Genomic DNA, 21,498 nt, shown 5'->3' on the forward strand with positions numbered 1-21,498 from the left:
GGGCATGAACGGGAAAGGAAATTTGTTGGCCGCCAATTTATCACAAGGGCAGGGACCGACCCATGTCGCCATAATTATGGATGGCAATGGGCGTTGGGCGCAACGTCGCGGTCGCCCGAGGCTGTTTGGCCATCAGGCCGGTGCCAAGCGTGTGCGCGAAATCGTCAACGCCTGTCCGGAACTGGGTATTCAGTATCTTACCATTTTCGCATTCTCGACCGAAAACTGGCAACGGACCCAGGCCGAGGTGACCGGCCTGATGACGCTGTTCCGGCGCTATATCCAGAAAGAGGCGCAATCGCTTCTGCAGGAAGGGGTGCGGGTGCGGTTCATCGGTGACCGGGACAGGCTCGATGTCAAGCTGGTGCGCCTGATGGATCATCTGGAGGATCTGACCAAGGAAAACGATCTGGTCCACCTGACCATCGCGTTGAACTATGGCGGCCGCGACGAGGTCGCCCGCGCCACCAAGCGGCTGGCCCATGAAGTGGCCGCCGGACGGCTCGACCCCGATGATGTGGATGCCGTCACCCTTGCGCGCTTTCTGGATACCTGCGTGCTGCCCGACCCCGATCTGGTGATCCGTACCAGCGGCGAGGCGCGGATTTCCAACTTTCTGCTGTGGCAGTCGGCCTATGCGGAATATGAATTCACCCCGATCCTGTGGCCGGATTTCACCCGGGATTGCTTTGCAGAGATCGTGGCGCGCTTTTCCGGCAGGGAACGCCGCTATGGGGCGATCGGCGTCTGATGACCCAACCGGGACAATGGGGCGATCTGCGCAACCGGCTGATTTCCGGCGCGGCGATGGCGGCGGCGGGGGTTGTGCTGATCTGGCTGGGCGGGCCGTGGTTCACCGGGCTGGCGGCGCTGGTCAGCGGCGTGATGATCTGGGAACTGTCGCGAATCGTCGTTCCCGCGAAAAAGACCGAGGCGATCGTTCTGGGCCTTCTGGGCGCGGTCGCCGTGCTGGCCGCGCGCGAGGTGCCCGGGGTTTATGCGCTGCCGGTGCTGGCGGTACCGGCCTTGCTGGGCGTCGCGCTGCTGCAGCGGACGCCGCTGATCTTCATGGCCTTCGCGCTTGGCATTCTGGTGGCGGGCTACGGGCTTTCGGGGTTTCGCGATGCCTATGGCGTGGTCTGGCTGTTCTGGCTGGTGCTGGTGGTGATCGCCACCGATGTATTCGGATATTTCGCCGGCCGCCTGTTCGGCGGGCCCAAGTTCTGGCCGCGCGTCAGCCCCAAGAAGACCTGGTCGGGCACAATCGCGGGCTGGGTGGCGGCGGCCCTGATCGGCCTGCTCTTCCGCAGCTTCACCAACGCCGGACCCGATCTGCCGTGGATTTCGGTGGCGCTTTCGCTGGCCAGCCAGATGGGCGATATTGCCGAAAGCGCCCTGAAGCGGAAGATGGGCGTCAAGGACAGCTCTGCGCTGATCCCCGGCCATGGCGGGCTGTTCGACAGGTTCGACGGGCTGCTGGGCGCCGCGCTGTTCATGCTTTTGGTGGCGCAGCTTGTCTATGTGCCAGAGGTCAGGTTCTGAACCATGCGGCGTGTCACGATCTTCGGCTCCACCGGCTCGATCGGGGTTAACACCATCGACCTGCTCACGCGGCAGGGCGGGGCGGCGGCGTTTGACGTGGTCGCGCTGACCGGCGGGCGCAACGTGGCGCTTCTGGCCGAGCAGGCGCGCGCGCTGAAGGCCCGGCTGGCGGTAACCTGCTATCCCGAATGCCACGATGCGCTGCAGGAGGCGCTGGCCGGATCGGGGATCGAGGTTGCCGCGGGGGCGGACGCCGTGGCCGAGGCGGCGGAGCGGCCGGCGGACTGGTTCATGTCGGCCATCGTCGGGGCCGCGGGGCTGATTCCCGGGCTGAAAGCGCTGGAGCATGGCACCACTCTGGCGCTGGCCAACAAGGAAAGCCTTGTCACCGCCGGGCCGCTGCTGATGGCCACGGCGCGGGCGCATGGCGCGCGGATCCTGCCGGTGGACAGCGAACATTCGGCCATCTTCCAGGCGCTGGTGGGCGAGAAGATGGAGGCGGTCGAGCGCATCATCATCACCGCGTCGGGCGGCGCGTTCCGCGACTGGCCGCTGGAAAAGCTTGCCACCGCGACACTGGCGCAGGCGTCGAGCCATCCGAACTGGGACATGGGGCAGCGGATCACGATCGACAGCGCCTCGATGTTCAACAAGGCGCTGGAAGTGATTGAAGTAAAGGAATTCTTCGGCATCGCGCCGGACAAGATCGAGGTGCTAGTGCATCCTGAATCGCTGGTGCATGCGCTGGTGGGGTTCCGCGACGGGGCGCTGATGGCGCATCTGGGCGCGGCCGATATGCGCCATGCCATCGGCTATGCGCTGAACTGGCCCGAGCGGGCGGAGCTGCCGGTGGCGCGGCTTGATCTGGCGCGGATCGGGCAGCTGAATTTCCGCGCGCCCGATCCCGTGCGCTATCCCGCGCTTGATCTCGCACGGGACGTGATGCAGGCGGGCGGTCTGGCGGGGGCGGCGTTCAACGCGGCCAAGGAACGGGCGCTGGACGGGTTCATCGCGGGCGAGATCGGATTCATGCAGATGGCGCAGGTCGTCGACACGGTTTTGGACAGGCTTTTGGGCGAATCTGGTCTCACTAATGCCCGGTTCGATCTTGATAACATCATCCAGATGGACCATCTCGCCCGGAGCAGGGCCGGGCAGACCATCTCGGAAATTCGATCTTAACGCGAAAAGGATGACGCGTGGATATTGTCGCTTCGATCCCGTCTTTCGGGAATATTCTTTATACAATTGGGGCTTTTGTTGTTGCGCTTAGCGTGATTGTCGCGGTCCACGAATATGGTCATTACATCATCGGCCGCATTTCCGGCATTCATGCCGAGGTTTTTTCAATCGGGTTCGGGCCCGTGCTGTTTTCGCGCGAAGACAAATGGGGCACGAAATGGCAGATCGCGGCGCTGCCCTTCGGCGGCTACGTGAAATTCCTGGGCGACGCCAACGCCGCCAGCGACAGGGCCAGCGAAACCCTGGCCGACATGGAGCCCGAGATGCTGCGCCACACGATGCACGGCGCGCCGCTCTGGGCGCGCTCCGCCACCGTGGCCGCCGGGCCTGTGTTCAACTTCATCCTGTCGATCGCGGTGTTCACCGGGGTTCTGTTCATCCGGGGCGAGGCGATCGAGCCGCCGACCGTCAGCACGCTGGCGCAATTGCCGGCAGAGGTCGGCGCGCTGCGGCCGGGCGACCAGATCCTGGCCATGAACGGGATCGAAACAACTGATTACGCAGCGTTTTACGATGCCGTCGCCGCTCTGCCGGTGGCCCCCTCGATCGACTATCGCGTGTTGCGTGACGGGGCGCAGGCCGACGTGTTCGGCCCGTATCCGTTCCCGCCGCTGATCGACGCGTTGCAGCCGGGCTCGGCGGCGATGGACGCCGGCCTGAAGGTGGGCGATGTGGTGACCTCGATCGACGGCACCCCGATCGCCGCCTTCAGCCAGTTGCAGGAGATCGTGACCGGCTCTGACGGGCGCGCGCTTGTGGTCGAGGTCTGGCGCGATGGCGCGCCTCTCGAATTCACGCTCAGCCCGCGCCGGGTTGACCTGCCGCTGCCAGAGGGCGGGTTCGAAACCCGCTGGCTGATCGGGATGACGGGGGGCCTGTTCTTCGAGCCCGCGACGCAGACACCGGGCGTGGTATCGGCCCTGACTTACGGCGCCGAGCAGACCGTCTATATCGTGCGTTCCAGCCTCTCGGGGCTTTACAACATGCTGACCGGCGCGATCAGTTCGTGCAACCTGCGCGGCCCGCTGGGCATCGCCGAAACCTCGGGCGCGGCCGCCAGCCAGGGCTGGATAAGCTTCATTTGGTTCATCGGCGTACTGTCCACCGCGGTGGGGCTTCTGAACCTGTTTCCGATCCCGGTTCTGGATGGCGGGCATCTCGTCTTTCATGTGTTCGAGGCGTTGTCGGGCCGGCCGCCCAGCGACCGGGCGCTGCGCATCCTGATGACGGCAGGGCTGAGCATCATGTTCGCGCTGATGGCCTTCGCGCTGTCGAACGATCTGTTTTGCCCGTAAGCCACCGTTAACCCGCCGCAAAGCTGCCATATTGCCCGCCTAGATTGTGGACGCAACCGATACCGGACGTCCTGAATGGAGGGCAATCAGATGTACACCATCTCTAATGGCTACCGCAGTCTTTCCCTGCTGGTGGGGCTGAACTGGGACCGCGTTCTTTTCGTCGCGGTGATTTTCGGCGCGCTGATGGCCGGCGCGCATCTTGGCACGGTGCTTTGAATTCCGGCGGCAAGGGTTTGCCGGCGGGATCTGCGGATTAGTCCCGGCAAAACCCATGTCGTATTTTGACAAGAGCGCGCTTTCCCGGTAACTCTGACGAACAAGAAATACGTCAGAGCAGGGCGGACGAATGACAAATAAAGCGGGCTGTTTTCGGGGCTGGTGCGTAAGCAAGGCCCTTTCCCATGTGGCACTTTTTCTTTTCTTCGTCATTGCGGGGCCTTACGTCTTTTCGCCCGGCGCGGCGCAGGCGCAGAATTACAGTTTCACCAATGTGCAGATCGAGGGAAATCAGCGCGTCGATGCCTCAACCATCCTGAGCTATGCCGGAATCGCCAGGGGAGAGACAGTCTCCGCCGCCCAGGTGAACCAGGCCTATCAGAACATTGTTGAAAGCGGCCTGTTCGAAGAGGTCGAGATCGAGCCGCGCGGCGGCACGCTGTTCATCCGGGTCGTTGAATATCCCACGATCAACGTCATCAATTTCGAAGGCAACCGGATGATCAAGGACGAGGATCTGGAACAGATCATCCAGTCGCAATCGCGCCGCGTCTACAACCCCAGCCTGGCCGAGGCCGACGCCGCCGCCATCGTGACCGCCTATGAACAGTCCGGCCGGCTGGCCGCGACGGTCGAGCCGCGCATCATCCGCCGGTCCGACAACCGGGTGGATCTGGCCTTCGAGATCGTCGAGGGCAGGGGTGTGGAGGTGGAGCGGATCTCCTTCGTGGGCAACCGGTTCTACTCCGACGGGCGGCTGCGGCGGGTGCTGGGCACCAAACAGGCCGGGCTGCTGCGCCGGCTGATCCGCAGCGACACATTCGTCGCCGACCGGATCGAGTTCGACAAGCAGGTGCTGCAGGATTTCTATGTCTCGCGCGGGTTCATCGATTTTCAGGTGCTCTCTGTCACATCGGAACTGACGCGCAACCGCGATGCGTTCCTCATCACCTTCAACCTGCGCGAAGGGCAATCGTTCACGTTCGGCGAGGTCACGGCCTCGTCCGATCTGGCCGAGGTCGACGTGGATCTGTTTCAAGAGGCGATCCGGGTGCATCCGGGCGTGACCTATTCGCCGGCGCTGGTGGACAACACGATCGCGCGGCTGGAGCGGCTGGCGCTGCAGCAGGGGCTGAATTTCATCCGCGTCGATCCCCGCGTGACCCGCAACGACCGCGACCTGACGCTGGATGTGGATTTCCGCATCGTCAAGGGGCCGCGCGTTTTCGTGGAACGGATTGATATCGAGGGCAACGCCACGACGCTGGACCGGGTGATCCGGCGGCAGTTCCGCACCGTCGAGGGTGATCCGTTCAACCCGCGCGAGATCCGCGAAACCGCCGAACGCATCCGCGCGCTCGGGTTCTTCTCGACGGCCGACGTGAACGCGCGGGAAGGCACCTCGCCGGACCAGGTGATCGTGGATGTGAACGTCGAGGAAGCCCCGACCGGATCGCTGTCGTTCGGCCTGAACTACAGCGTGACGAACGGCGCCGGGGCGGCGGTCAGCTTTTCGGAATCGAACTTTCTGGGGCGCGGCCAGTATCTGAGCTTCTCGCTCACCAGCGGCGTCGACAATTCGGTAACCTCGTTCACCTTCGCCGAACCCGCTTTTCTGAGCCGCGACGTGACCTTCCGCTTCTCGGCCTCCTATGGCGAATCCTCCAACCAGGACAGCACCAAATACGATACGCGGCGGGTTTCGATTTCGCCGAGCCTTGAGTTCCCGACCGGGGAATTCACCCGCCTGGCGCTGCGCTACACCATCGCGGAGACCGATCTTTATAACTACACCGGCGCATCGCCGATCATTCAGGCCGAGGCGGATGAAGAGGCCCTTCTGACCAGCAGTGTCGGCTATACCTACAGCTACGACACCCGCCGCACCGGCCTGAACCCGAACGCCGGGGTTCTGCTGCGCTTCAACCAGAATTTCGGCGGCCTGGGCGGCGATACCAAATTCGTGGAGACGACGGCGCTCGTGGCTTCGGAAACCACGGTGATGAACGAGGATGTGACGCTGCGCGCCGAGTTCGAGGGTGGCTTGCTGAACTTCCTGGATGGCAACAGCCGTGTCACCGAACGCTATTTCCTGAACGGCAAGATGCGGGGCTTTGACAACAACGGCATCGGCCCGCGCGATCTGAACACGCCGTCGAACGAGGCGCTTGGCGGCAACATGTTCGCGGTTGTCCGGCTCGAGGCGGATTTCCCGATCGGTGTGCCGGAGGAATACGGCATTCGCGGCGGTCTGTTCGCCGACGTCGGTTCTGTCTGGGATCTGGACAATGACAATGGCGGCAGCGTCGACGACGGGATGAACCTGCGCGCGGCCGTCGGCTTTTCGATTTTCTGGACCACCCCGATCGGCCCGCTGCGCTTCAACTTCTCGGATGCGGTGCAAAAGGAATCCTATGACGAGGTCCGGAATTTCGACCTGACGATTTCAACCCGGTTCTGATGCGCCGGCTCGTCATTGCACTGGGTCTGCTCTCCGGTCTCGCGGCCGGGCCGCTTGGCGCGCAGGAGCAGAATCTCGTGGTGCGAAGCCCTGTCGTTACCATTGATCAGGAGCGTCTGTTCAACGAATCCGCCTACGGCAAGGCGATTCTCGCCGGGCTGGAGGCGGAGGGCGCCAGCCTGGCCGCCGAAAACCGGCAAATCGAGGAACAGCTTGTCGCCGAAGAGCGCGCTCTGACGAGCGAGCGGGCCGGCATGGACCCGGCGGAGTTTCGCAAGCGGGCCATGGCCTTTGACGAAAGGGTGGTCTCGATCCGGGCCGAGCAGGATGAAAAGGCCCGCGCGCTGGGGCGGCGGCGCGATACCGCGCAGGCGAATTTCTATCAGACCATCCTGCCGGTCCTGACCCAGATCGTGCGCGAGCGGGGCGCGGTCGTGGTGCTGGAAAGCCGGGCGGTGATCCTGTCGGCCGAACAGATCGACATCACCGGCGACGCCATCGAAAGGATCGACACGTTGACGGTGCAACAATCCATCGAGGGCGGCAATGTGCCCTTGCTTCCGGGTGGTTTGGCCCCGCCCTCCGATCCGGCTGAAAACGGCGACGAGACCACGCCGCAGCAATAGCCGCCGCTTGTTTCCCCGCGGCAGTGTTGATACTCCCCTGCGCAAGAGACGGCCAACAGAACCGGAAGGGACGACCCATGAGCGAGCAGTTGCCGACAGTTGCGGATATCCATCTGATCAAGCGGATCATCCCGCACCGCTATCCGTTCCTGCTGATCGACAAGGTTCGTGATATCGTTCCCAACGAAAGCGCGGTGGGCATCAAGAACGTCACCTTCAACGAGCCGCACTTCCAGGGCCATTTCCCGGCGACCCCGATCATGCCCGGCGTGCTGATCGTCGAGGCGATGGCGCAGACGGCCACGGTGATGGCCGGCATCTCGATGGAGATCGCCGACCGCGATGTGCTGGTCTATTTCATGACCATCGACAAATGCAAATTCCGCCGCATGGTGGTGCCGGGCGACGTGCTGGAGCTGCACATCACCGTGCTGCGCAAGGGGACCAAGATCTGGCGCATGAAGGGTGTGGCGATGGTGGAGGGCGAGCTTGCCTGCGAGGCGGAGTTCGGCGCCATGATGGATCTGCAGGGGTAACGCGGGATGACCGTTGATCCCAGCGCGGATATCCATGCCTCCGCCATTGTCGAGGACGGGGCCAGGATCGGACCGGGCTGTGTGATCGGCCCGTTTTCGGTGATCGGTCCGCAGGTTACGCTTGGCCCCGGGGTGGTTGTCAAGAGCCACGCCATCGTCACCGGGATCACCAGCATCGGCGCGGAAACCATGATTTTCCCCTTCGCCAATATCGGAGACATCCCGCAGGATCTGAAGTTCCGCGGAGAGAAGACCCGGCTGGAGGTCGGCGCGCGCAACCGCATCCGCGAAGGCGTGACGATGAACACCGGCACCGAGGGCGGCGGCGGCGTTACGGTTGTGGGCGACGATTGCCTGTTCATGACCGGCGCCCATGTCGGCCATGACGTGCGCGTGGGCAACCGGGTGGTGATGGCCAATCAGGCGGCGCTGGCCGGCCATTGCGTGGTCGAGGATGACGTGATCATCGGCGGGCTTTCGGGCATCCATCAGTTTGTGCGCATCGGGCGCGGCGCGATTATCGGCGGCGTCACCATGGTGCCCAATGACGTAATCCCCTACGGGTTGGTGCACGGGCCGCGCGGCGTGCTTGACGGGCTGAACCTTGTCGGCCTGAAGCGGCGCGGCGTGGCGCGCGAGGATATCACGGCCCTGCGCGCGGCGTTTCAGGAACTGGCGGCGGGCGATGGCGCGTTTCAGGACCGCGCGCGCCGCCTGTCCGAGGGCACCAGCAGCGATTATGTGCGCGAAGTGGCTGATTTCATTCTCGGCCAGAGCGACCGTTCCTTCCTGACACCGGGTTGATCCAATGACACAAGGCACCGCCATCATCGCCGGCCAAGGCGCGCTTCCGGGGCTTCTGGCCCGGCGGCTGGAGGCGGAGGGCGCACCCTTCGTTCTGGCCGAAATGGAAGGATTCGTGGTGGAAAATCCCGGCGGCTGGCCGGTGGAACGCTTCATCGTGGAACGCCTGGCACTGCTGTTCGACCGGCTGCGGGATCTGGGCATGACGCGGGTGGTCTTTGCCGGGGCGGTCAGCCGCCCGGCGCTGGACCCCGGGCGGATCGATCCGAAATCGGCGATGCTGCTGCCTGCGCTCATTCCGGCGTTTCAGGCCGGGGACGACGCGCTGCTGCGCGCCGTGATCGGGCTGTTCGAGGATGCCGGCTTCGATGTGGTCGGCGCCGATGCGATCGCGCCCGAGCTTGTGCCGGGCGACGGGGTTCTGACCCCGGATCAGCCGTCGGAGGATGACCGGGCCGATGCCGCCCGCGCGGCGCAGATCGTGACGGCGCTTGGCGCGATCGACGTCGGGCAGGGCGCGGTGGTGGCGCAGGGCTTGTGCCTTGCGGTCGAGACCCTGCCGGGCACCGACGCGATGCTGCGCTGGCTGGCCGATGTGGCGGGCGGCTGCCGTGCCGATGCCGCTGGCGCGAAGGGCGTGTTCTACAAGGCGCCGAAGCCGGGGCAGGACCGGCGCGTGGATCTGCCCGTCATCGGCCCCGGCACGGTTGCGGGGGTGGCGCGGGCCGGGCTGGCCGGCATCGTGATCGAGGCCGGCGGCGTGATGATCCTGGAGCGTGAGGCGACACTGGCCGCGGCGCAGGCCGAAGGCCTGTTCATCTGGGCGCGGCGGCCGTGAGGCGGTTCTTCGTGATCGCGGGAGAGCCTTCGGGCGACGCGCTCGGGGCGGCGCTGATGGCCGGGCTGAAAGAGCTGCACCCGGATGTGGCCTTTGCCGGTGTCGGCGGTCCGCTGATGGCGGCGCAGGGGCTCGAGAGTCTCTTTGCGATGGATGAGCTTTCGGTGATGGGGCTGGCCGAGGTGCTGCCGCGCTATCGCCAGCTCAAACGCCGGATCGCGGAATGCGCGGCGGCGGTTCTGGCGCAAAAGCCCGACGCGCTGATTACCATCGACAGCCCCGATTTCAGCCTGCGGGTGGCGCGGCGGGTCAAGGCGGCGTCGGATATCCGCACTGTTCACTATGTCGCGCCCACGGTCTGGGCGTGGCGGTCGGGGCGGGCGCGCAAGATGGTCGGCGTGATCGACCAGGTGCTGGCGCTGTTCCCGTTCGAGCCGCCCTATATGGAAGACGAAGGGCTGCGCTGCGATTTCGTCGGCCATCCCGTGGTTACACAGCCGCGGGCGGATGCCGGGGCGATCGCCGCCTTCCGCGCCGCGCACGGGCTTGGGCCCGACACGCCGCTGCTGCTGGCGCTGCCGGGATCGCGGCTGGGCGAGGTCGGGCGGCTGGCGCCGGTTTTCGGCGCGGCGCTGCGCCCGGTGCTGGCGCGGCACCCTTCGCTGCGCGTGGTACTTCCGGCGGCGCCATCGGTGGCGGGGCAGGTGGCCGGAATGGTGGCCGACTGGCCGGGCGATCCGATCCTGCTTGATCCGCGCGGGCGCGACGGTGCGGCGGTTCTGGCGGAAAAGCGCGCGGCTTTCGCGGCGGCGGATGTGGCGCTGGCGGCCTCGGGCACGGTCTCGCTGGAACTGGCGGCGGCGCGCACGCCGATGGTGATCGCCTATAACATGAACTGGCTCAGCTTTCGGATCATCCGCTACATGGCCAAGATTGACACGGTGACGCTGATCAACATCATCACCGGCATGCGGGTGGTGCCGGAGTTTCTGGGCCCGGATTGCGAGCCCGGGCCGATCTCTGCCGCGCTTCTGACGCTGCTTGACGACGCGCAAGCGCGCGCGGCCCAGGTGGCGGCGGAGGATGAAACCATGGCATTGCTCGGCCGGGGGACCGCGCCGCCGGGTCTGCGCGCGGCCCATGCGGTTCTGGACGGTCTGCCGCCGCAGGTGGCGTAAAGCTCAGGCCCCGCGCCAGATCCAGCCACCGCCAAGGATGCGGCTGCCGCCGGTTTCATAGAACACGCAGGCCTGCCCGGGGCTGACCCCCTCTTCGGCGGTCAGCAGTTCCACCTGCGCTTCGGTCTCTGACAGTGGCCGCAGGATCGCCTCGCGCGGGGGGCGGGTCGAGCGGACCTTGACCGAGATATGCCATTCATCGCGCGCGGTCATCGGCGCGTCGCCCAGCCAGTTGATCTCCCGCACGGGGATGGTCCGGGTCGAAAGCATCTCTTTCGGGCCCACGATCACCCGCCGCGCGTCCACATCCAGCCGCACCACGTAAAGCGGATCGGCCAGCCCGCCGATGCCCAGCCCGCGCCGCTGACCGATGGTGTAATGGATCACGCCGTCATGCGTGCCCAGCACCCGGCCATCGGCGTGAACGATCTCTCCGGGCTCGGCGGCCCCCGGGCGCAGCTTTTCGATGACACTGGCATAGTTGCCATTCGGTACGAAACAGATGTCCTGGCTGTCGGGCTTGTCGGCCACGGGCAGGCCGTATTTTGCCGCCAGGGCGCGGGTTTCGTTCTTCGAGGGCAGGTGGCCCAGCGGAAAGCGCAGATAATCGAGCTGTTCGGGCGTGGTCGAGAACAGGAAATAGGATTGATCGCGCGCCGCATCCGCCGCGCAATGCAGCTCTGGCCCGGTGGCGCCCATCTTGCGCTGGATATAGTGGCCGGTTGCCATGCAGTCGGCCTCCAGATCCTTCGCGGTTTGCAGCAGGTCCTTGAACTTCACCCGCTCGTTGCAGCGGATGCAGGGCACAGGCGTGGCGCCGGCCAGATAGCTGTCGGCGAATTCGTCGATCACCGCGTCCTTGAAGATGTTCTCGTAATCCAGCACGTAATGCGGAAACCCCATCTCCTCGGCCACCCGGCGGGCATCGTGGATATCCAGCCCGGCGCAGCACGCGCCCTTCTTGGCCAGCGCCGCGCCGTGATCGTAAAGCTGCAGGGTGACGCCGACCACATCATAGCCTTCCTCGGCCAGTTGCGCCGCCACGACGGAACTGTCCACGCCGCCCGACATGGCGACGACCACGCGGGTTTCGGCCGGGGGCTTGGCAAAGCCCAGCGAATTCAGCGGATGATCCTTGCTGTCGAGTGGCATGAGGGAACCTTTCGGGAAGTCCGTCGGAATATAGGAAAATGCGAGACAGTCTCAAGCCCTCGTTTCACCGCGCGTTAAACATGCCGCTTCACGCTGGCCCCGCAAAGAGTGAGGGGAGACCCATGTATATCAAGCGCATCGAAGGTCCGCGGGCCGTCACCTTGCCCGATGGCACCAAAATGACCCGGGCCGATCTGCCGCCGGTGGACACGGTCCGCTGGGTCGCGCGGCGCAAGGCCGCCGTGGTCAAGGCGATCGCCGCCGGCCTGATTTCGCAGGACGAGGCGCTGGCGCGCTATTCGCTTTCGCTGGAAGAGCTGGATGGCTGGCGGCTCGCGATTTCGCGTCATGGGACAGAGGCGCTGAGAACCACCAAGGTCCAACGCTATAGACAACCTTGAATTGTATTACTACGCTACGTGCAGTGGTAACGTGTAATTAACCATTGTTAGCCAACGTGGTGGGGAAATCTGGGGAAGCAAACGGAGTAATTTGACGATGCGCGTTCTTTTGGTGGAAGACGATCCGACAACATCCAAGAGCATCGAACTGATGCTCACCCATGCGAACTTCAATGTCTATACGACGGACCTGGGCGAGGAAGGGATCGATCTTGCAAAGCTTTATGATTACGATCTTATCCTGCTGGACCTGAACCTGCCGGATATGACCGGGCATGAGGTTCTGCGCCAGATCCGCCTCGCGCGGATCGACACGCCGATCCTGATTCTCTCCGGTGCCGATGACACCGAGAACAAGCTCAAGGGGTTCGGCTTCGGCGCGGATGACTATCTGACCAAACCCTTTCACCGCGATGAGCTGGTGGCGCGCATTCACGCCATCATCCGCCGGTCCAAGGGGCATGCGCAATCCTCGATCAAGACGGGCCGCGCCACCGTGAACCTGGATGCCAAGACGGTGGATGTGGACGGCAAGACCGTGCATCTGACCGGCAAGGAATATCAGATGCTGGAACTGCTTTCGCTGCGCAAGGGCACGACGCTGACGAAAGAGATGTTCCTCAACCACCTGTATGGCGGCATGGACGAGCCGGAGCTGAAGATCATCGACGTCTTCATCTGCAAGCTCCGCAAGAAGCTCAGCCAGGCCACCGGGGGCGAGAACTATATCGAGACAGTCTGGGGCCGCGGCTATGTGCTGCGCGATCCCGAGCCGGTCGAGGCAGAGCACCGCATCGCGCTTGGCGCCTGACACCCCCATGCAGCAGGGCGGCCCCTTGCGGGGCTGAGGGGCCGCCCGAATTTCACGCCGCCGCCCATGACGTCTGGACCTCTCCGGGGTGTGCTCCTATCACGTTCGGAGGACATTCGGGGAGAGGCCGGGATGGCAGGCGAAAAACCCGTCGAACAGCTGACGGCGGCAGAGGCGGCGGCGGAACTTGCGCAGCTTGCGGCGCAGATCGCGCGCGCTGACAGGTTGTATCATCAGCAGGACGCGCCGGAAATCTCCGATGCGGCCTATGACGCGCTGAAGCGGCGCAACGCCGAAATCGAGGCGGCGTTCCCGGCGTTGAAACGGGCCGACAGCCCCTCTGAAAGTGTCGGCGCAGCCCCGGCCGAGGGGTTTTCCAAGATACGGCACGCCGTGCGCATGCTCTCGCTCGCCAATGCGTTCGACGACGGTGATATTACGGAATTCGACGGGCGCATCCGCAAATACCTGGGGCTGAGCGATGACGCGCCGCTGATCTATACCGCCGAGCCCAAGATCGACGGGCTGTCCCTGTCTCTGCGCTACGAGGCCGGTGTGCTGACCCAGGCCGCCACCCGTGGCGACGGCGAAACCGGCGAGAACGTCACCGCCAATGCCCGCACCATCGCCGATATCCCCGCGCGTCTCGCCGGTGCGCCCGAGGTGCTGGAGGTGCGGGGCGAGGTTTACATGAGCCACGTGGATTTCGAGGCGCTGAACGTGCGGCAGGCCGAGGCGGGCGAGAAGCCCTTCGCCAACCCGCGCAACGCTGCGGCGGGATCGCTGCGCCAGCTTGATGCGGATGTAACGCGGCAACGGCCATTGCGTTTCTTCGCCTATGGTTGGGGTGAACTCTCCGCCGCGCTGGCGCCGACGCAAAAGGGCGCGATCGACAGGCTGGCGGAGCTGGGGTTTCAGACCAACCCGCTGACCGTGCTGTGCGATGGCCCCGAGGCGATGCTGCGCCACTACCGCGCGATCGAGGAACAGCGTTCAACGCTGGGCTATGACATCGACGGGGTGGTCTACAAGGTGGACGACCTGTCGCTTCAGGCGCGCCTGGGCTTTCGTTCGACGACGCCGCGATGGGCGATCGCCCACAAGTTCCCCGCCGAACTGGCCTGGACCCGGCTGGAGAAGATCGAGATTCAGGTGGGCCGCACCGGCGCGCTGTCGCCGGTGGCGCGGCTGCATCCGGTGACGGTGGGGGGCGTGGTGGTGTCGAACGCCACGCTGCACAACGAGGATTACATCGCCGGGCGCGACGCCAAGGGCAATGAGATCCGCGGCGGCAAGGACATCCGCGAGGGCGACTGGGTGCAGGTCTATCGCGCGGGTGACGTGATTCCGAAAGTGGCGGATGTGGATCTGTCGAAACGGCCCGACGACGCGGCGCCCTATGTGTTTCCGACCCACTGCCCCGAATGCGGCTCGGAAGCGATCCGGGAGGAGGGCGACGCCGTGCGCCGCTGCACCGGCGGGCTGATCTGCCCGGCGCAGGCCGTGGAAAAACTGAAGCACTTCGTGTCGCGCGGCGCGTTCGACATCGACGGCCTGGGCGCCAAGCAGGTGGAGGCCTTTTATCAGGATGGCTGGATCAGGGAGCCGGCCGATATCTTCACGCTGAAGGCGCGCTATGGCGCGGGCCTCCAGCAGCTCAGGAATCGCGAGGGCTGGGGCCAGAAATCCGCCGAAAACCTGTTTGAGGCGATAGAGGCACGCCGGGAAATCCCGTTGAACCGGGTGATTTTCGCCCTTGGCATCCGCCATGTGGGCGAAAGCGCGTCAACGCTTCTGGCCAGCAACTACGGCAGCTGGGCGGCGTTCGAGGCCGCGATGACCGCCGCGCAGGTGGGCGAAGGGCCCGAGTGGGAGGCGTTGATCGGCATCGACGGGGTCGGCGCGGTGATGGCCGAGGCGGTTGTCACCACCTTTCATCAGGCGGCGGAACGGGCCTCGATCGACCGGCTGATCGCGGAGCTGAACGTGCAGGACATGGAAGCGCGCGGCGCGGTCGACAGCCCGGTGGCGGGCAAGACCGTGGTCTTTACCGGCACGCTGGAAAAGATGACCCGGGCCGAGGCCAAGGCGCGCGCCGAGGCGCTGGGGGCCAGGGTGGCCGGGTCGGTTTCGGCCAGGACCGATCTGCTGGTCGCGGGGCCGGGGGCGGGGTCTAAGGCGAAGAAGGCGGCCGAGCTGGGCGTGGAAACCATCGACGAAGATGGCTGGCTCGCGCTGATCGGAGACGCATGAGCGGGCGGCCCGATATCCTCTTTCCGCTGTTCGCCGCGCTGGACGGGCTGGAGGGGGTCGGCCCCAAGACGGCGAAGAATTTCGCGCAGATGGGTGTCGAAAAACCGCGCGACCTGCTTTTCACTCTGCCCCATTCGGGGGTGGATCGCAGCCGCCGCGCGTCTATCACCGAGGTGACGCCAGGCAGCACCGCGACGGTGGAAGTAGAGGTTGGCGCCCACCACCCGCCGCGCAGCAAGGGGCGCCCCTACCGGATACAGGTGCAGGACGCCGGCACCGGGTTTCAGTTGGTGTTTTTCCACGGCAATGGGCCGTTCTTGCAAAATCAGCTTCCGACCGGACAGCGCCGGGTGATTTCTGGCAAGGTCGAGCTTTTCGACGGGGTCGCGCAGATGGTGCATCCCGATCACATCCTGCGGGTGGAGGAGGCGGAGGCGATCCCGGCCTATGAGCCGGTCTATCCGTTGACGGCGGGTATCACGCAGAAAATGGTGGCAAAGGCGGTTGGCGCGGCGCTGGAGCGTGCGCCGGATCTGGCGGAATGGATCGACCCGGCACTGAGGGCGCGCGAAGGCTGGCCCGGTTGGCGCGCGGCGATCAACGCCGTGCATGCGCCGCAGGGCGCAGCCGATCTGGCCGCGACAAGCCCCGCGCGGCAGAGGCTGGCCTATGACGAGCTGTTCGCGCATCAGCTGACCCTCGCGCTGGCGCGGCAGGCGGTGCGGCGCGGGGCGGGTATCGCGACCGAGGGCAACGGGCGGCTGCGCGCGCGGGTGCTGGCCGCGCTGCCTTATAAGCCGACCGGCGCGCAGGAACGCGCCATGCAGGAAATCGCCGATGACATGGCCCGGCCCCGCCGGATGAACCGGCTTTTGCAGGGCGACGTGGGGGCCGGGAAAACCCTTGTCGCCTTCATGGCGCTGCTGATCGCGGCCGAGGCGGGCGGCCAGGGGGTGATGATGGCCCCCACCGAAATCCTGGCGCGGCAGCATCTGGAGAGTTTGCGGCCGCTGGCCGAGGATGCGGGCGTGGTGCTGGAGCTTCTGACCGGGCGCGACAAGGGCGCCGAGCGCAAGGCAAAGCTCGCGGCGCTGGCGCGGGGCGATATTCAGGTTCTGGTCGGCACCCATGCGGTTTTTCAAAAGGATGTGGTGTTTCACGATCTGCGTCTTGCGATTATCGACGAACAGCACCGGTTCGGCGTCGGTCAGCGGATGGAGCTTTCGGCCAAGGGCCATGGCGCGCATGTTCTGGTGATGACGGCCACGCCGATCCCGCGCAGTCTGGCGCTGGCGCAATATGGCGACATGGATGTGTCGGTGCTGGATGAAAAGCCGCCGGGGCGGGTGCCGGTGAAAACCGCGCTGGTCTCGGCCGGCCGGATGGATGAGGTGGTGGCGCATCTGCGCCACGCCATCGCCGAGGGGCGGCAGGCCTATTGGGTGTGCCCGCTTGTCGAGGAAAGCGAGGTCGTGGAGATGACGGCCGCCGAAGAGCGGTTCAAGCGCCTGCGCGCGGCCCTGGGCGAAGGCGTGGTGGGGCTGGTGCACGGCCAGATGCCGCCCGCCGAGAAGGACGCCGCGATGGCGCGGTTCGTTGCCGGCGAGACCAAGGTGCTGGTTGCCACCACCGTGATCGAGGTGGGGGTGAACGTGCCCAATGCCTCTATCATGGTGATCGAACAGGCCGAGAGCTTTGGCCTGGCGCAGCTGCATCAGCTGCGCGGGCGGGTCGGGCGCGGGGCCGCGGCCTCTACCTGTTTGCTGATGTACCGGCCACCGCTGACAGAGGGCGGGCGGCGGCGGCTGGAGATCCTGCGCGAAACCGAGGACGGGTTCCGCATTTCAGAGGAAGATCTGGCGATGCGCGGCGCCGGCGATCTGATCGGCACGGCGCAATCGGGCCTGCCCCGCTTCCGCATCGCGGATCTGGAGCGGCAGGCGGCGCTGATGGCGGTGGCGCAAAGCGACGCGCGCAAGCTGCTGGCCGACGACCCGGCGCTGGAGACACCGCGCGGACAGGCCGCGCGGGTGCTGCTGTGGCTGATGGAACAGGATAAGGCGATCCGTTTGATTTCAGTTGGTTAACGGGTTTGTTCCTGAACGTTCGCAAATGTTCTTAAAAAGTTCTTTACTTTGAGTGGAGAATTTGAGAACAAAGAAGCAACAGAAAAATCCAAGCAGGGAACGCCCGCCATGCTGAGTGAACTGAAAGCCGTTTTGACCCGCTCGTCCGACACGCTTGTGCAGGATGCCGCCGGCGCCGCCGCCCTTGTGGTGATGTTGATTGTCAGCCTGCATTTGCCGGGCCTTGTCTGACCCCTTTACTGCCTGCGGTCTGTTCCGGGCCGCGCATCCCTGTCCCCAACACCGGATGCGCCGCTTCTGACACTGCCTGTCCCAGAAAGCGGAGCGTGCCTCTTGCTCTGCCAACCGCCCGGATACACAGATACGCCACTTGCCGCCGCCTTCGTCCCCGAAGCGCGGCGGCTTTTTTTGGTGGATGCTCAGGCGCAGGCGGTCCTGGCGGCCGCGTCGAACGCCTCGAGCGTGGCGTCGAGCGCCAGCAGGATCGACGCGTGGCGGTTCTTGTACTCTGTCGCGGGCAGCAGAACCTCGAGACCGTCGAAGGGCGCATCCGGCACGGGGCCGTTGCCCTTGAGCATCGCGTTGAGCTGATCGCGGGCGGTTTCGACCTCGGCGCGTGTGCGTCCGATGATATGGGCGCCGACCACGGAGGCGGAGGCCTGACCAAGCGCGCAGGCCTTCACATCCTGGGCGAAACCGGTGATCCGGCCATCCTCGACCATCAGATCGACGGCGACAGTGGACCCGCAGAGCGGCGCGCGCCGCTTGGCGGAGCCTGTGGGCGCATCAAGCCGGCCGAGATGGGGGATGTCGGCGGCAAGCTCCAGAATCCTCTGGGAGTAGAGCTTGATCATGTCGGTCTCGGGGCTCATGGCTTTCCCTTTCGGCTGCTTTTCCATAGATAGCCCCATGACCGGCATTTGCAAAGGAGCGCGGTGATGTCCTTCGACCCAGAAACGCTGAACTATGATGCCAACGGTCTGATCCCGGCGATCGCGCAGGCCACGGACGGCACGGTTCTGATGATGGCCTGGATGAACGCGGCGGCGGTGGTCCGGACGCTGGAGAGTGGGCGTGTAACCTATTGGTCCCGCTCGCGTCAGGCGTTCTGGGTGAAGGGAGAGACCAGCGGGCATACGCAGCGGCTGATCGATTTCCGGGTGGATTGCGACCGGGATTGCCTGCTGCTTGTGGTGGAACAGGCCGGGCCGGCCTGCCATACCAATCGGCGCAGCTGCTTTTATACGGCGGTGCGCGACGGGGGCGAGGTGGAGCTTATGGCACCGGAGGCGTAGGAGATTTCTTGCCTCCGGCGGGGATATTTTCGGGAAAGATGAAGGGTCAGAGGCCGATCATGGCGCGGACGTCCTGCGGTGTGGCGCCCTGAGCCCGGTAATGGGCGATGGCGCGCGCGTCGTCGCGCTTTGCCAGCCTTTTGCCGGTTTCATCGCGAATAAGTGCGTGATGGTAATAGGTTGGCGTTGGAAGGTCGAGCAGTGCCTGAAGAAGGACCTGCGCGAAGGTTGTCTCGAACAGGTCGGCGCCGCGCACAACCTCGGTGATGGTCTGGATGGCATCGTCCCAGGTGGCGGCCAGGAGATAGGACACGGTTCCGATCTCCTTGCGGCCCAGTACCACGTCGCCGGTGCCGTTCAGCAGCGTGTCGGCATCCAGGCGATGGTGGCCCGGGGAGAGCGGGCCGTTTTCCTGAAATCCGAATTGTGATGTGTTTCCAATGCTTTCGATGGCGCGGCGCATGTCGAGGCGCAGGGCGTCGCCGGGTTGTCGCGTGTCCATGGCCCGGTGGCGGCAGGTGCCGGGATAGATCGGCCCGTCGGGGCCGGTCGGCGGGGCGCCTTCCTGCGGGGCCGAGAGGGCGGCGCGGATGTCGCCCCGGGTGCAGCTGCAGGGGTAGATCAGGCCGCGCTCTGCGAGATCGTTCAGCACGCTGTCATATTCGGCCAGGTGTTCGGATTGGCGGCGCGCGGGTTCTGGCCATGTCAGGCCGAGCCAGCGCAGATCGTCATGGATCTGCGCCTCCCATTCCGGGCGGCAGCGCTGGATGTCCGTGTCTTCGATGCGGAGCAGGAATTGCCCGCGCATCGCCTTTGCCCGGTCGTGCGCCAGGATTGCCGAATAGGCATGGCCCAGGTGCAGCGGCCCGGTTGGCGAGGGGGCGAAGCGGGTGCGGTAGGTCACGACAGTGCCATCCAGCCTTTCCATGCGTCCTTGGCGCGGTCGGTATAGGCCTTGTAGCGATCCTTGCGGCCGCGCCGCCCGGCCTTGAGCCCCTCGACCGGGGGGAAGAGGCCGAAATTGACATTCATCGGCTGAAACGTCTTTGCGTCGGCCCCGCCCGTGATGTGGGTGACCAGCGCGCCGGTGGCGGTTTCGGGCGGTGGCGGCGGCAGGGCGTTGCCCCGGATTTCGGCCACGGCCAGGCGCGCGGCCAGCAGGCCCATGGCGGCGCTTTCGACATAGCCTTCGACCCCGGTGATCTGGCCGGCGAAACGGATATGCGGCCGGGACTTGAGGCGCATCTGATCGTCGAGAAGCGTGGGGGAATTCAGGAACGTGTTGCGGTGGATGCCGCCCAGGCGGGCGAATCTTGCCTCCTCAAGGCCGGGAATCATCCTGAAAACATCGGCTTGCGCGCCGTACTTCATCTTGGTCTGGAAGCCGACGATGTTGAACAGCGTGCCGAGCGCGTTGTCGCGGCGCAGCTGGACCACGGCATGGGCCTTGATCTCGGGCTGGTGCGGGTTGGTCAGGCCCACCGGTTTCATCGGACCATGGCGCAGGGTTTCGCGACCGCGTTCGGCCATCACCTCGATCGGCAGGCAGCCGTCGAAATAGCCGGCGGTTTCGCCCTCGCGGAACTCTGTCTTGTCGGCGGCGAGCAGGGCGTCGATGAATGCCTCATACGTGTCGCGATCCATCGGGCAGTTGAGATAGGCGGTGCGGTCTTCCTCCGTCTCGCCCTTGTCGTAGCGGGACTGGAACCAGGCCTTCGACATGTCGACGCTGTCGGCATAGACGATGGGTGCGATCGCGTCGAAAAACGCCAGTGCCTCGGCGCCGGTTTCGGCCCGGATCGCCTCTGCCAGGGCGCCGGAGGTCAGCGGGCCGGTGGCGATAATCCAGTGGCCATCCTCGGGCAGGGCGGTGATTTCACCGGGCGCGACCGTGATCAGGGGATGCGCCTGCAGCCGGGCGGTGACGCCTGCCGCGAATTGCTCGCGGTCCACCGCCAGCGCGCCGCCCGCGGGCAGGGCATGCGCATCGGCCATTTCCATGATCAGCCCGCCCGCCGCGCGCATTTCCCAATGCAGCAGGCCCACCGCATTCTGTTCGTCATCGTCGGAGCGGAAGGAGTTCGAGCAGACCATTTCAGCCAGATTGCCGGTCTGATGGGCGAATGTGCCGGTCTCGGGGCGCATTTCGTGGAGGATGACCGGGATGCCCGCGTTCGCGGCCTGCCAGGCGGCTTCGGAGCCGGCCATGCCGCCGCCGATGATATGGAGTTTATCTGTCATGCGCCGCGATGTAGGCGAGTTCCCGGCAAAGGGAAAGGGGCAGCGCGCCGGCGGCCCCTTTCCCGTGTTTCGGTGCGATCAGGCGATGGCCGATTTCGCCGCGAGATAGGCATCGGCCGAGAAACGCCCGGCGCCGTGGATCACCAGCAGGATAAAGCCGCCGGCAAGCCCGAGGTTCTTGTAAAAGCTGATCATCTGCATCTGGTCGGCCGGGACCAGATGAAACAGAACCGCCGAAAGAAGGCTGAACCCGGCCAGCGCGAAGGCCACGATACGGGTCTGAAAGCCGACGAGGATGGCGATGCCGCCAAGAAATTCGAGCAGGATCGTCGGCCAGGCCAGAAAGGCCGGCACGCCGCCCGAGGTCATGTAGCCGGTGAAGCCCGGGACATCGCCCAGTTTGCCAAAGCCTGCGATAATGAAAAGCACGGCCAGAAGGGCGCGTGCCAGAAGGTCTGCGTAAGGTTTGAGTTCGGTCATGTTCCAGTTCCCTATGTTTGCCCTCTCGGGTCACGGG

22 protein-coding genes are annotated in these 21,498 nt (G+C 65.3%); 17 read left to right on the forward strand and 5 right to left on the reverse strand.

The genetic code is table 11. The features are described from left to right. Positions 1-4 precede the first annotated feature (4 nt). The 11 genes from uppS to lpxB all read left to right on the forward strand — a co-directional run bounded on the left by uppS (position 5) and on the right by lpxB (position 10,741). Positions 5-751, forward strand: coding sequence for a polyprenyl diphosphate synthase (uppS, locus tag TQ29_RS08530; protein WP_052071258.1), 747 nt, complete (start codon positions 5-7; stop codon positions 749-751). Continuing rightward, the gene (locus tag TQ29_RS08535) at positions 751-1,542 is read left to right on the forward strand and encodes a phosphatidate cytidylyltransferase (protein ID WP_054538804.1); all 792 of its coding nucleotides are present in this window, start codon (positions 751-753) and stop codon (positions 1,540-1,542) included. Before uppS ends, TQ29_RS08535 begins: the two co-directional genes overlap by 1 nt. A 3-nt stretch (positions 1,543-1,545) precedes the next feature. Then, positions 1,546-2,724 (forward strand): 1-deoxy-D-xylulose-5-phosphate reductoisomerase, encoded by a 1,179-nt coding sequence (gene dxr / locus TQ29_RS08540; RefSeq protein ID WP_054538805.1) that lies wholly within the window; start codon positions 1,546-1,548, stop codon positions 2,722-2,724. Between the two features lie 17 nt (positions 2,725-2,741). Then, positions 2,742-4,079 carry an RIP metalloprotease RseP gene (gene rseP / locus TQ29_RS08545; RefSeq protein WP_054538806.1) on the forward strand — a complete coding sequence of 446 codons (1,338 nt, stop codon included), beginning with the start codon at positions 2,742-2,744 and terminating at the stop codon, positions 4,077-4,079. A 90-nt stretch (positions 4,080-4,169) separates the two neighbouring features. After that, on the forward strand, positions 4,170-4,298 hold the full coding sequence (locus TQ29_RS21110; protein WP_255353417.1) for a hypothetical protein: 129 nt from the start codon (positions 4,170-4,172) through the stop codon (positions 4,296-4,298). Between the two features lie 130 nt (positions 4,299-4,428). Continuing rightward, positions 4,429-6,759, forward strand: coding sequence for an outer membrane protein assembly factor BamA (gene bamA, locus TQ29_RS08550; RefSeq protein ID WP_054538807.1), 2,331 nt, complete (start codon positions 4,429-4,431; stop codon positions 6,757-6,759). Continuing rightward, complete coding sequence (locus tag TQ29_RS08555) at positions 6,759-7,385, forward strand: OmpH family outer membrane protein (RefSeq protein ID WP_054538808.1); 627 nt, start codon at positions 6,759-6,761, stop codon at positions 7,383-7,385. Before bamA ends, TQ29_RS08555 begins: the two co-directional genes overlap by 1 nt. Positions 7,386-7,462: 77 nt before the next feature. After that, positions 7,463-7,921 carry a 3-hydroxyacyl-ACP dehydratase FabZ gene (gene fabZ / locus TQ29_RS08560; protein WP_037205464.1) on the forward strand — a complete coding sequence of 153 codons (459 nt, stop codon included), beginning with the start codon at positions 7,463-7,465 and terminating at the stop codon, positions 7,919-7,921. 6 nt (positions 7,922-7,927) lie between these two features. Next, complete coding sequence (gene lpxA / locus TQ29_RS08565; protein ID WP_054538809.1) at positions 7,928-8,725, forward strand: acyl-ACP--UDP-N-acetylglucosamine O-acyltransferase; 798 nt, start codon at positions 7,928-7,930, stop codon at positions 8,723-8,725. A gap of 4 nt (positions 8,726-8,729) precedes the next feature. Further along, positions 8,730-9,563, forward strand: a complete 834-nt coding sequence (locus tag TQ29_RS08570; protein WP_054538810.1) for an LpxI family protein — start codon at positions 8,730-8,732, stop codon at positions 9,561-9,563. Next, complete coding sequence (lpxB, locus tag TQ29_RS08575; protein ID WP_054538811.1) at positions 9,560-10,741, forward strand: lipid-A-disaccharide synthase; 1,182 nt, start codon at positions 9,560-9,562, stop codon at positions 10,739-10,741. Before TQ29_RS08570 ends, lpxB begins: the two co-directional genes overlap by 4 nt. Before the next feature lie 3 nt (positions 10,742-10,744). Here lpxB and mnmA read toward each other — a convergent pair whose 3' ends face one another. After that, the gene (gene mnmA / locus TQ29_RS08580) at positions 10,745-11,893 is read right to left on the reverse strand and encodes a tRNA 2-thiouridine(34) synthase MnmA (protein ID WP_037206595.1); all 1,149 of its coding nucleotides are present in this window, start codon (positions 11,891-11,893) and stop codon (positions 10,745-10,747) included. A gap of 122 nt (positions 11,894-12,015) precedes the next feature. On the opposite strand from mnmA, the gene TQ29_RS08585 reads away from it, so the two are divergent. From TQ29_RS08585 to TQ29_RS21115, 5 genes are all read left to right on the forward strand, one after another. Continuing rightward, complete coding sequence (locus tag TQ29_RS08585; RefSeq protein WP_037206593.1) at positions 12,016-12,294, forward strand: DUF1153 domain-containing protein; 279 nt, start codon at positions 12,016-12,018, stop codon at positions 12,292-12,294. Between the two features lie 97 nt (positions 12,295-12,391). Further along, positions 12,392-13,105, forward strand: coding sequence for a response regulator transcription factor CtrA (gene ctrA, locus TQ29_RS08590; RefSeq protein ID WP_037206591.1), 714 nt, complete (start codon positions 12,392-12,394; stop codon positions 13,103-13,105). Positions 13,106-13,237: 132 nt separating this feature from the next. After that, complete coding sequence (gene ligA / locus TQ29_RS08595; RefSeq protein WP_054538812.1) at positions 13,238-15,358, forward strand: NAD-dependent DNA ligase LigA; 2,121 nt, start codon at positions 13,238-13,240, stop codon at positions 15,356-15,358. Then, positions 15,355-17,445 (forward strand): ATP-dependent DNA helicase RecG, encoded by a 2,091-nt coding sequence (recG, locus tag TQ29_RS08600; protein WP_054538813.1) that lies wholly within the window; start codon positions 15,355-15,357, stop codon positions 17,443-17,445. The genes ligA and recG overlap by 4 nt, the downstream gene beginning before the upstream one ends. Positions 17,446-17,553: 108 nt before the next feature. Beyond that, positions 17,554-17,676 carry a hypothetical protein gene (locus TQ29_RS21115; RefSeq protein ID WP_255353419.1) on the forward strand — a complete coding sequence of 41 codons (123 nt, stop codon included), beginning with the start codon at positions 17,554-17,556 and terminating at the stop codon, positions 17,674-17,676. 188 nt (positions 17,677-17,864) lie between these two features. Here TQ29_RS21115 and TQ29_RS08605 read toward each other — a convergent pair whose 3' ends face one another. Continuing rightward, positions 17,865-18,317 (reverse strand): iron-sulfur cluster assembly scaffold protein, encoded by a 453-nt coding sequence (locus TQ29_RS08605; RefSeq protein WP_054538814.1) that lies wholly within the window; start codon positions 18,315-18,317, stop codon positions 17,865-17,867. A 66-nt stretch (positions 18,318-18,383) separates the two neighbouring features. On the opposite strand from TQ29_RS08605, the gene hisI reads away from it, so the two are divergent. After that, positions 18,384-18,740, forward strand: coding sequence for a phosphoribosyl-AMP cyclohydrolase (gene hisI, locus TQ29_RS08610; RefSeq protein ID WP_054538815.1), 357 nt, complete (start codon positions 18,384-18,386; stop codon positions 18,738-18,740). A gap of 46 nt (positions 18,741-18,786) precedes the next feature. On the opposite strand, the gene gluQRS is transcribed toward hisI, so the two are convergent. The 3 genes from gluQRS to TQ29_RS08625 form a co-directional block, all read right to left on the reverse strand. Continuing rightward, the gene (gene gluQRS / locus TQ29_RS08615; RefSeq protein ID WP_054540380.1) at positions 18,787-19,644 is read right to left on the reverse strand and encodes a tRNA glutamyl-Q(34) synthetase GluQRS; all 858 of its coding nucleotides are present in this window, start codon (positions 19,642-19,644) and stop codon (positions 18,787-18,789) included. After that, on the reverse strand, positions 19,641-20,981 hold the full coding sequence (gene trmFO / locus TQ29_RS08620) for a methylenetetrahydrofolate--tRNA-(uracil(54)-C(5))-methyltransferase (FADH(2)-oxidizing) TrmFO (RefSeq protein WP_054538816.1): 1,341 nt from the start codon (positions 20,979-20,981) through the stop codon (positions 19,641-19,643). Before trmFO ends, gluQRS begins: the two co-directional genes overlap by 4 nt. Positions 20,982-21,059: 78 nt before the next feature. Beyond that, the gene (locus TQ29_RS08625) at positions 21,060-21,461 is read right to left on the reverse strand and encodes a DoxX family protein (protein ID WP_054538817.1); all 402 of its coding nucleotides are present in this window, start codon (positions 21,459-21,461) and stop codon (positions 21,060-21,062) included. Between the last annotated feature and the right edge of the window lie 37 nt (positions 21,462-21,498).

Origin of the sequence: Actibacterium sp. EMB200-NS6, from assembly GCF_001305615.1 — a bacterium.
Classification (GTDB): Bacteria; Pseudomonadota; Alphaproteobacteria; order Rhodobacterales; family Rhodobacteraceae; genus Actibacterium_A; species Actibacterium_A naphthalenivorans.

What these genes read in the sequence shown, in the direction of transcription:
- uppS (WP_052071258.1), top strand. Translation starts at nt 5, where the DNA reads ATGAACGGGAAAGGAAATTTGTTGGCCGCCAATTTATCACAAGGGCAG.
- TQ29_RS08535 (WP_054538804.1), top strand. Translation starts at nt 751, where the DNA reads ATGACCCAACCGGGACAATGGGGCGATCTGCGCAACCGGCTGATTTCC.
- dxr (WP_054538805.1), top strand. Translation starts at nt 1,546, where the DNA reads ATGCGGCGTGTCACGATCTTCGGCTCCACCGGCTCGATCGGGGTTAAC.
- TQ29_RS21110 (WP_255353417.1), top strand. Translation starts at nt 4,170, where the DNA reads ATGTACACCATCTCTAATGGCTACCGCAGTCTTTCCCTGCTGGTGGGG.
- bamA (WP_054538807.1), top strand. Translation starts at nt 4,429, where the DNA reads ATGACAAATAAAGCGGGCTGTTTTCGGGGCTGGTGCGTAAGCAAGGCC.
- TQ29_RS08555 (WP_054538808.1), top strand. Translation starts at nt 6,759, where the DNA reads ATGCGCCGGCTCGTCATTGCACTGGGTCTGCTCTCCGGTCTCGCGGCC.
- fabZ (WP_037205464.1), top strand. Translation starts at nt 7,463, where the DNA reads ATGAGCGAGCAGTTGCCGACAGTTGCGGATATCCATCTGATCAAGCGG.
- lpxA (WP_054538809.1), top strand. Translation starts at nt 7,928, where the DNA reads ATGACCGTTGATCCCAGCGCGGATATCCATGCCTCCGCCATTGTCGAG.
- TQ29_RS08570 (WP_054538810.1), top strand. Translation starts at nt 8,730, where the DNA reads ATGACACAAGGCACCGCCATCATCGCCGGCCAAGGCGCGCTTCCGGGG.
- mnmA (WP_037206595.1), bottom strand. Translation starts at nt 11,893, where the DNA reads ATGCCACTCGACAGCAAGGATCATCCGCTGAATTCGCTGGGCTTTGCC.
- TQ29_RS08585 (WP_037206593.1), top strand. Translation starts at nt 12,016, where the DNA reads ATGTATATCAAGCGCATCGAAGGTCCGCGGGCCGTCACCTTGCCCGAT.
- ctrA (WP_037206591.1), top strand. Translation starts at nt 12,392, where the DNA reads ATGCGCGTTCTTTTGGTGGAAGACGATCCGACAACATCCAAGAGCATC.
- ligA (WP_054538812.1), top strand. Translation starts at nt 13,238, where the DNA reads ATGGCAGGCGAAAAACCCGTCGAACAGCTGACGGCGGCAGAGGCGGCG.
- recG (WP_054538813.1), top strand. Translation starts at nt 15,355, where the DNA reads ATGAGCGGGCGGCCCGATATCCTCTTTCCGCTGTTCGCCGCGCTGGAC.
- TQ29_RS21115 (WP_255353419.1), top strand. Translation starts at nt 17,554, where the DNA reads ATGCTGAGTGAACTGAAAGCCGTTTTGACCCGCTCGTCCGACACGCTT.
- TQ29_RS08605 (WP_054538814.1), bottom strand. Translation starts at nt 18,317, where the DNA reads ATGAGCCCCGAGACCGACATGATCAAGCTCTACTCCCAGAGGATTCTG.
- hisI (WP_054538815.1), top strand. Translation starts at nt 18,384, where the DNA reads ATGTCCTTCGACCCAGAAACGCTGAACTATGATGCCAACGGTCTGATC.
- trmFO (WP_054538816.1), bottom strand. Translation starts at nt 20,981, where the DNA reads ATGACAGATAAACTCCATATCATCGGCGGCGGCATGGCCGGCTCCGAA.
- TQ29_RS08625 (WP_054538817.1), bottom strand. Translation starts at nt 21,461, where the DNA reads ATGACCGAACTCAAACCTTACGCAGACCTTCTGGCACGCGCCCTTCTG.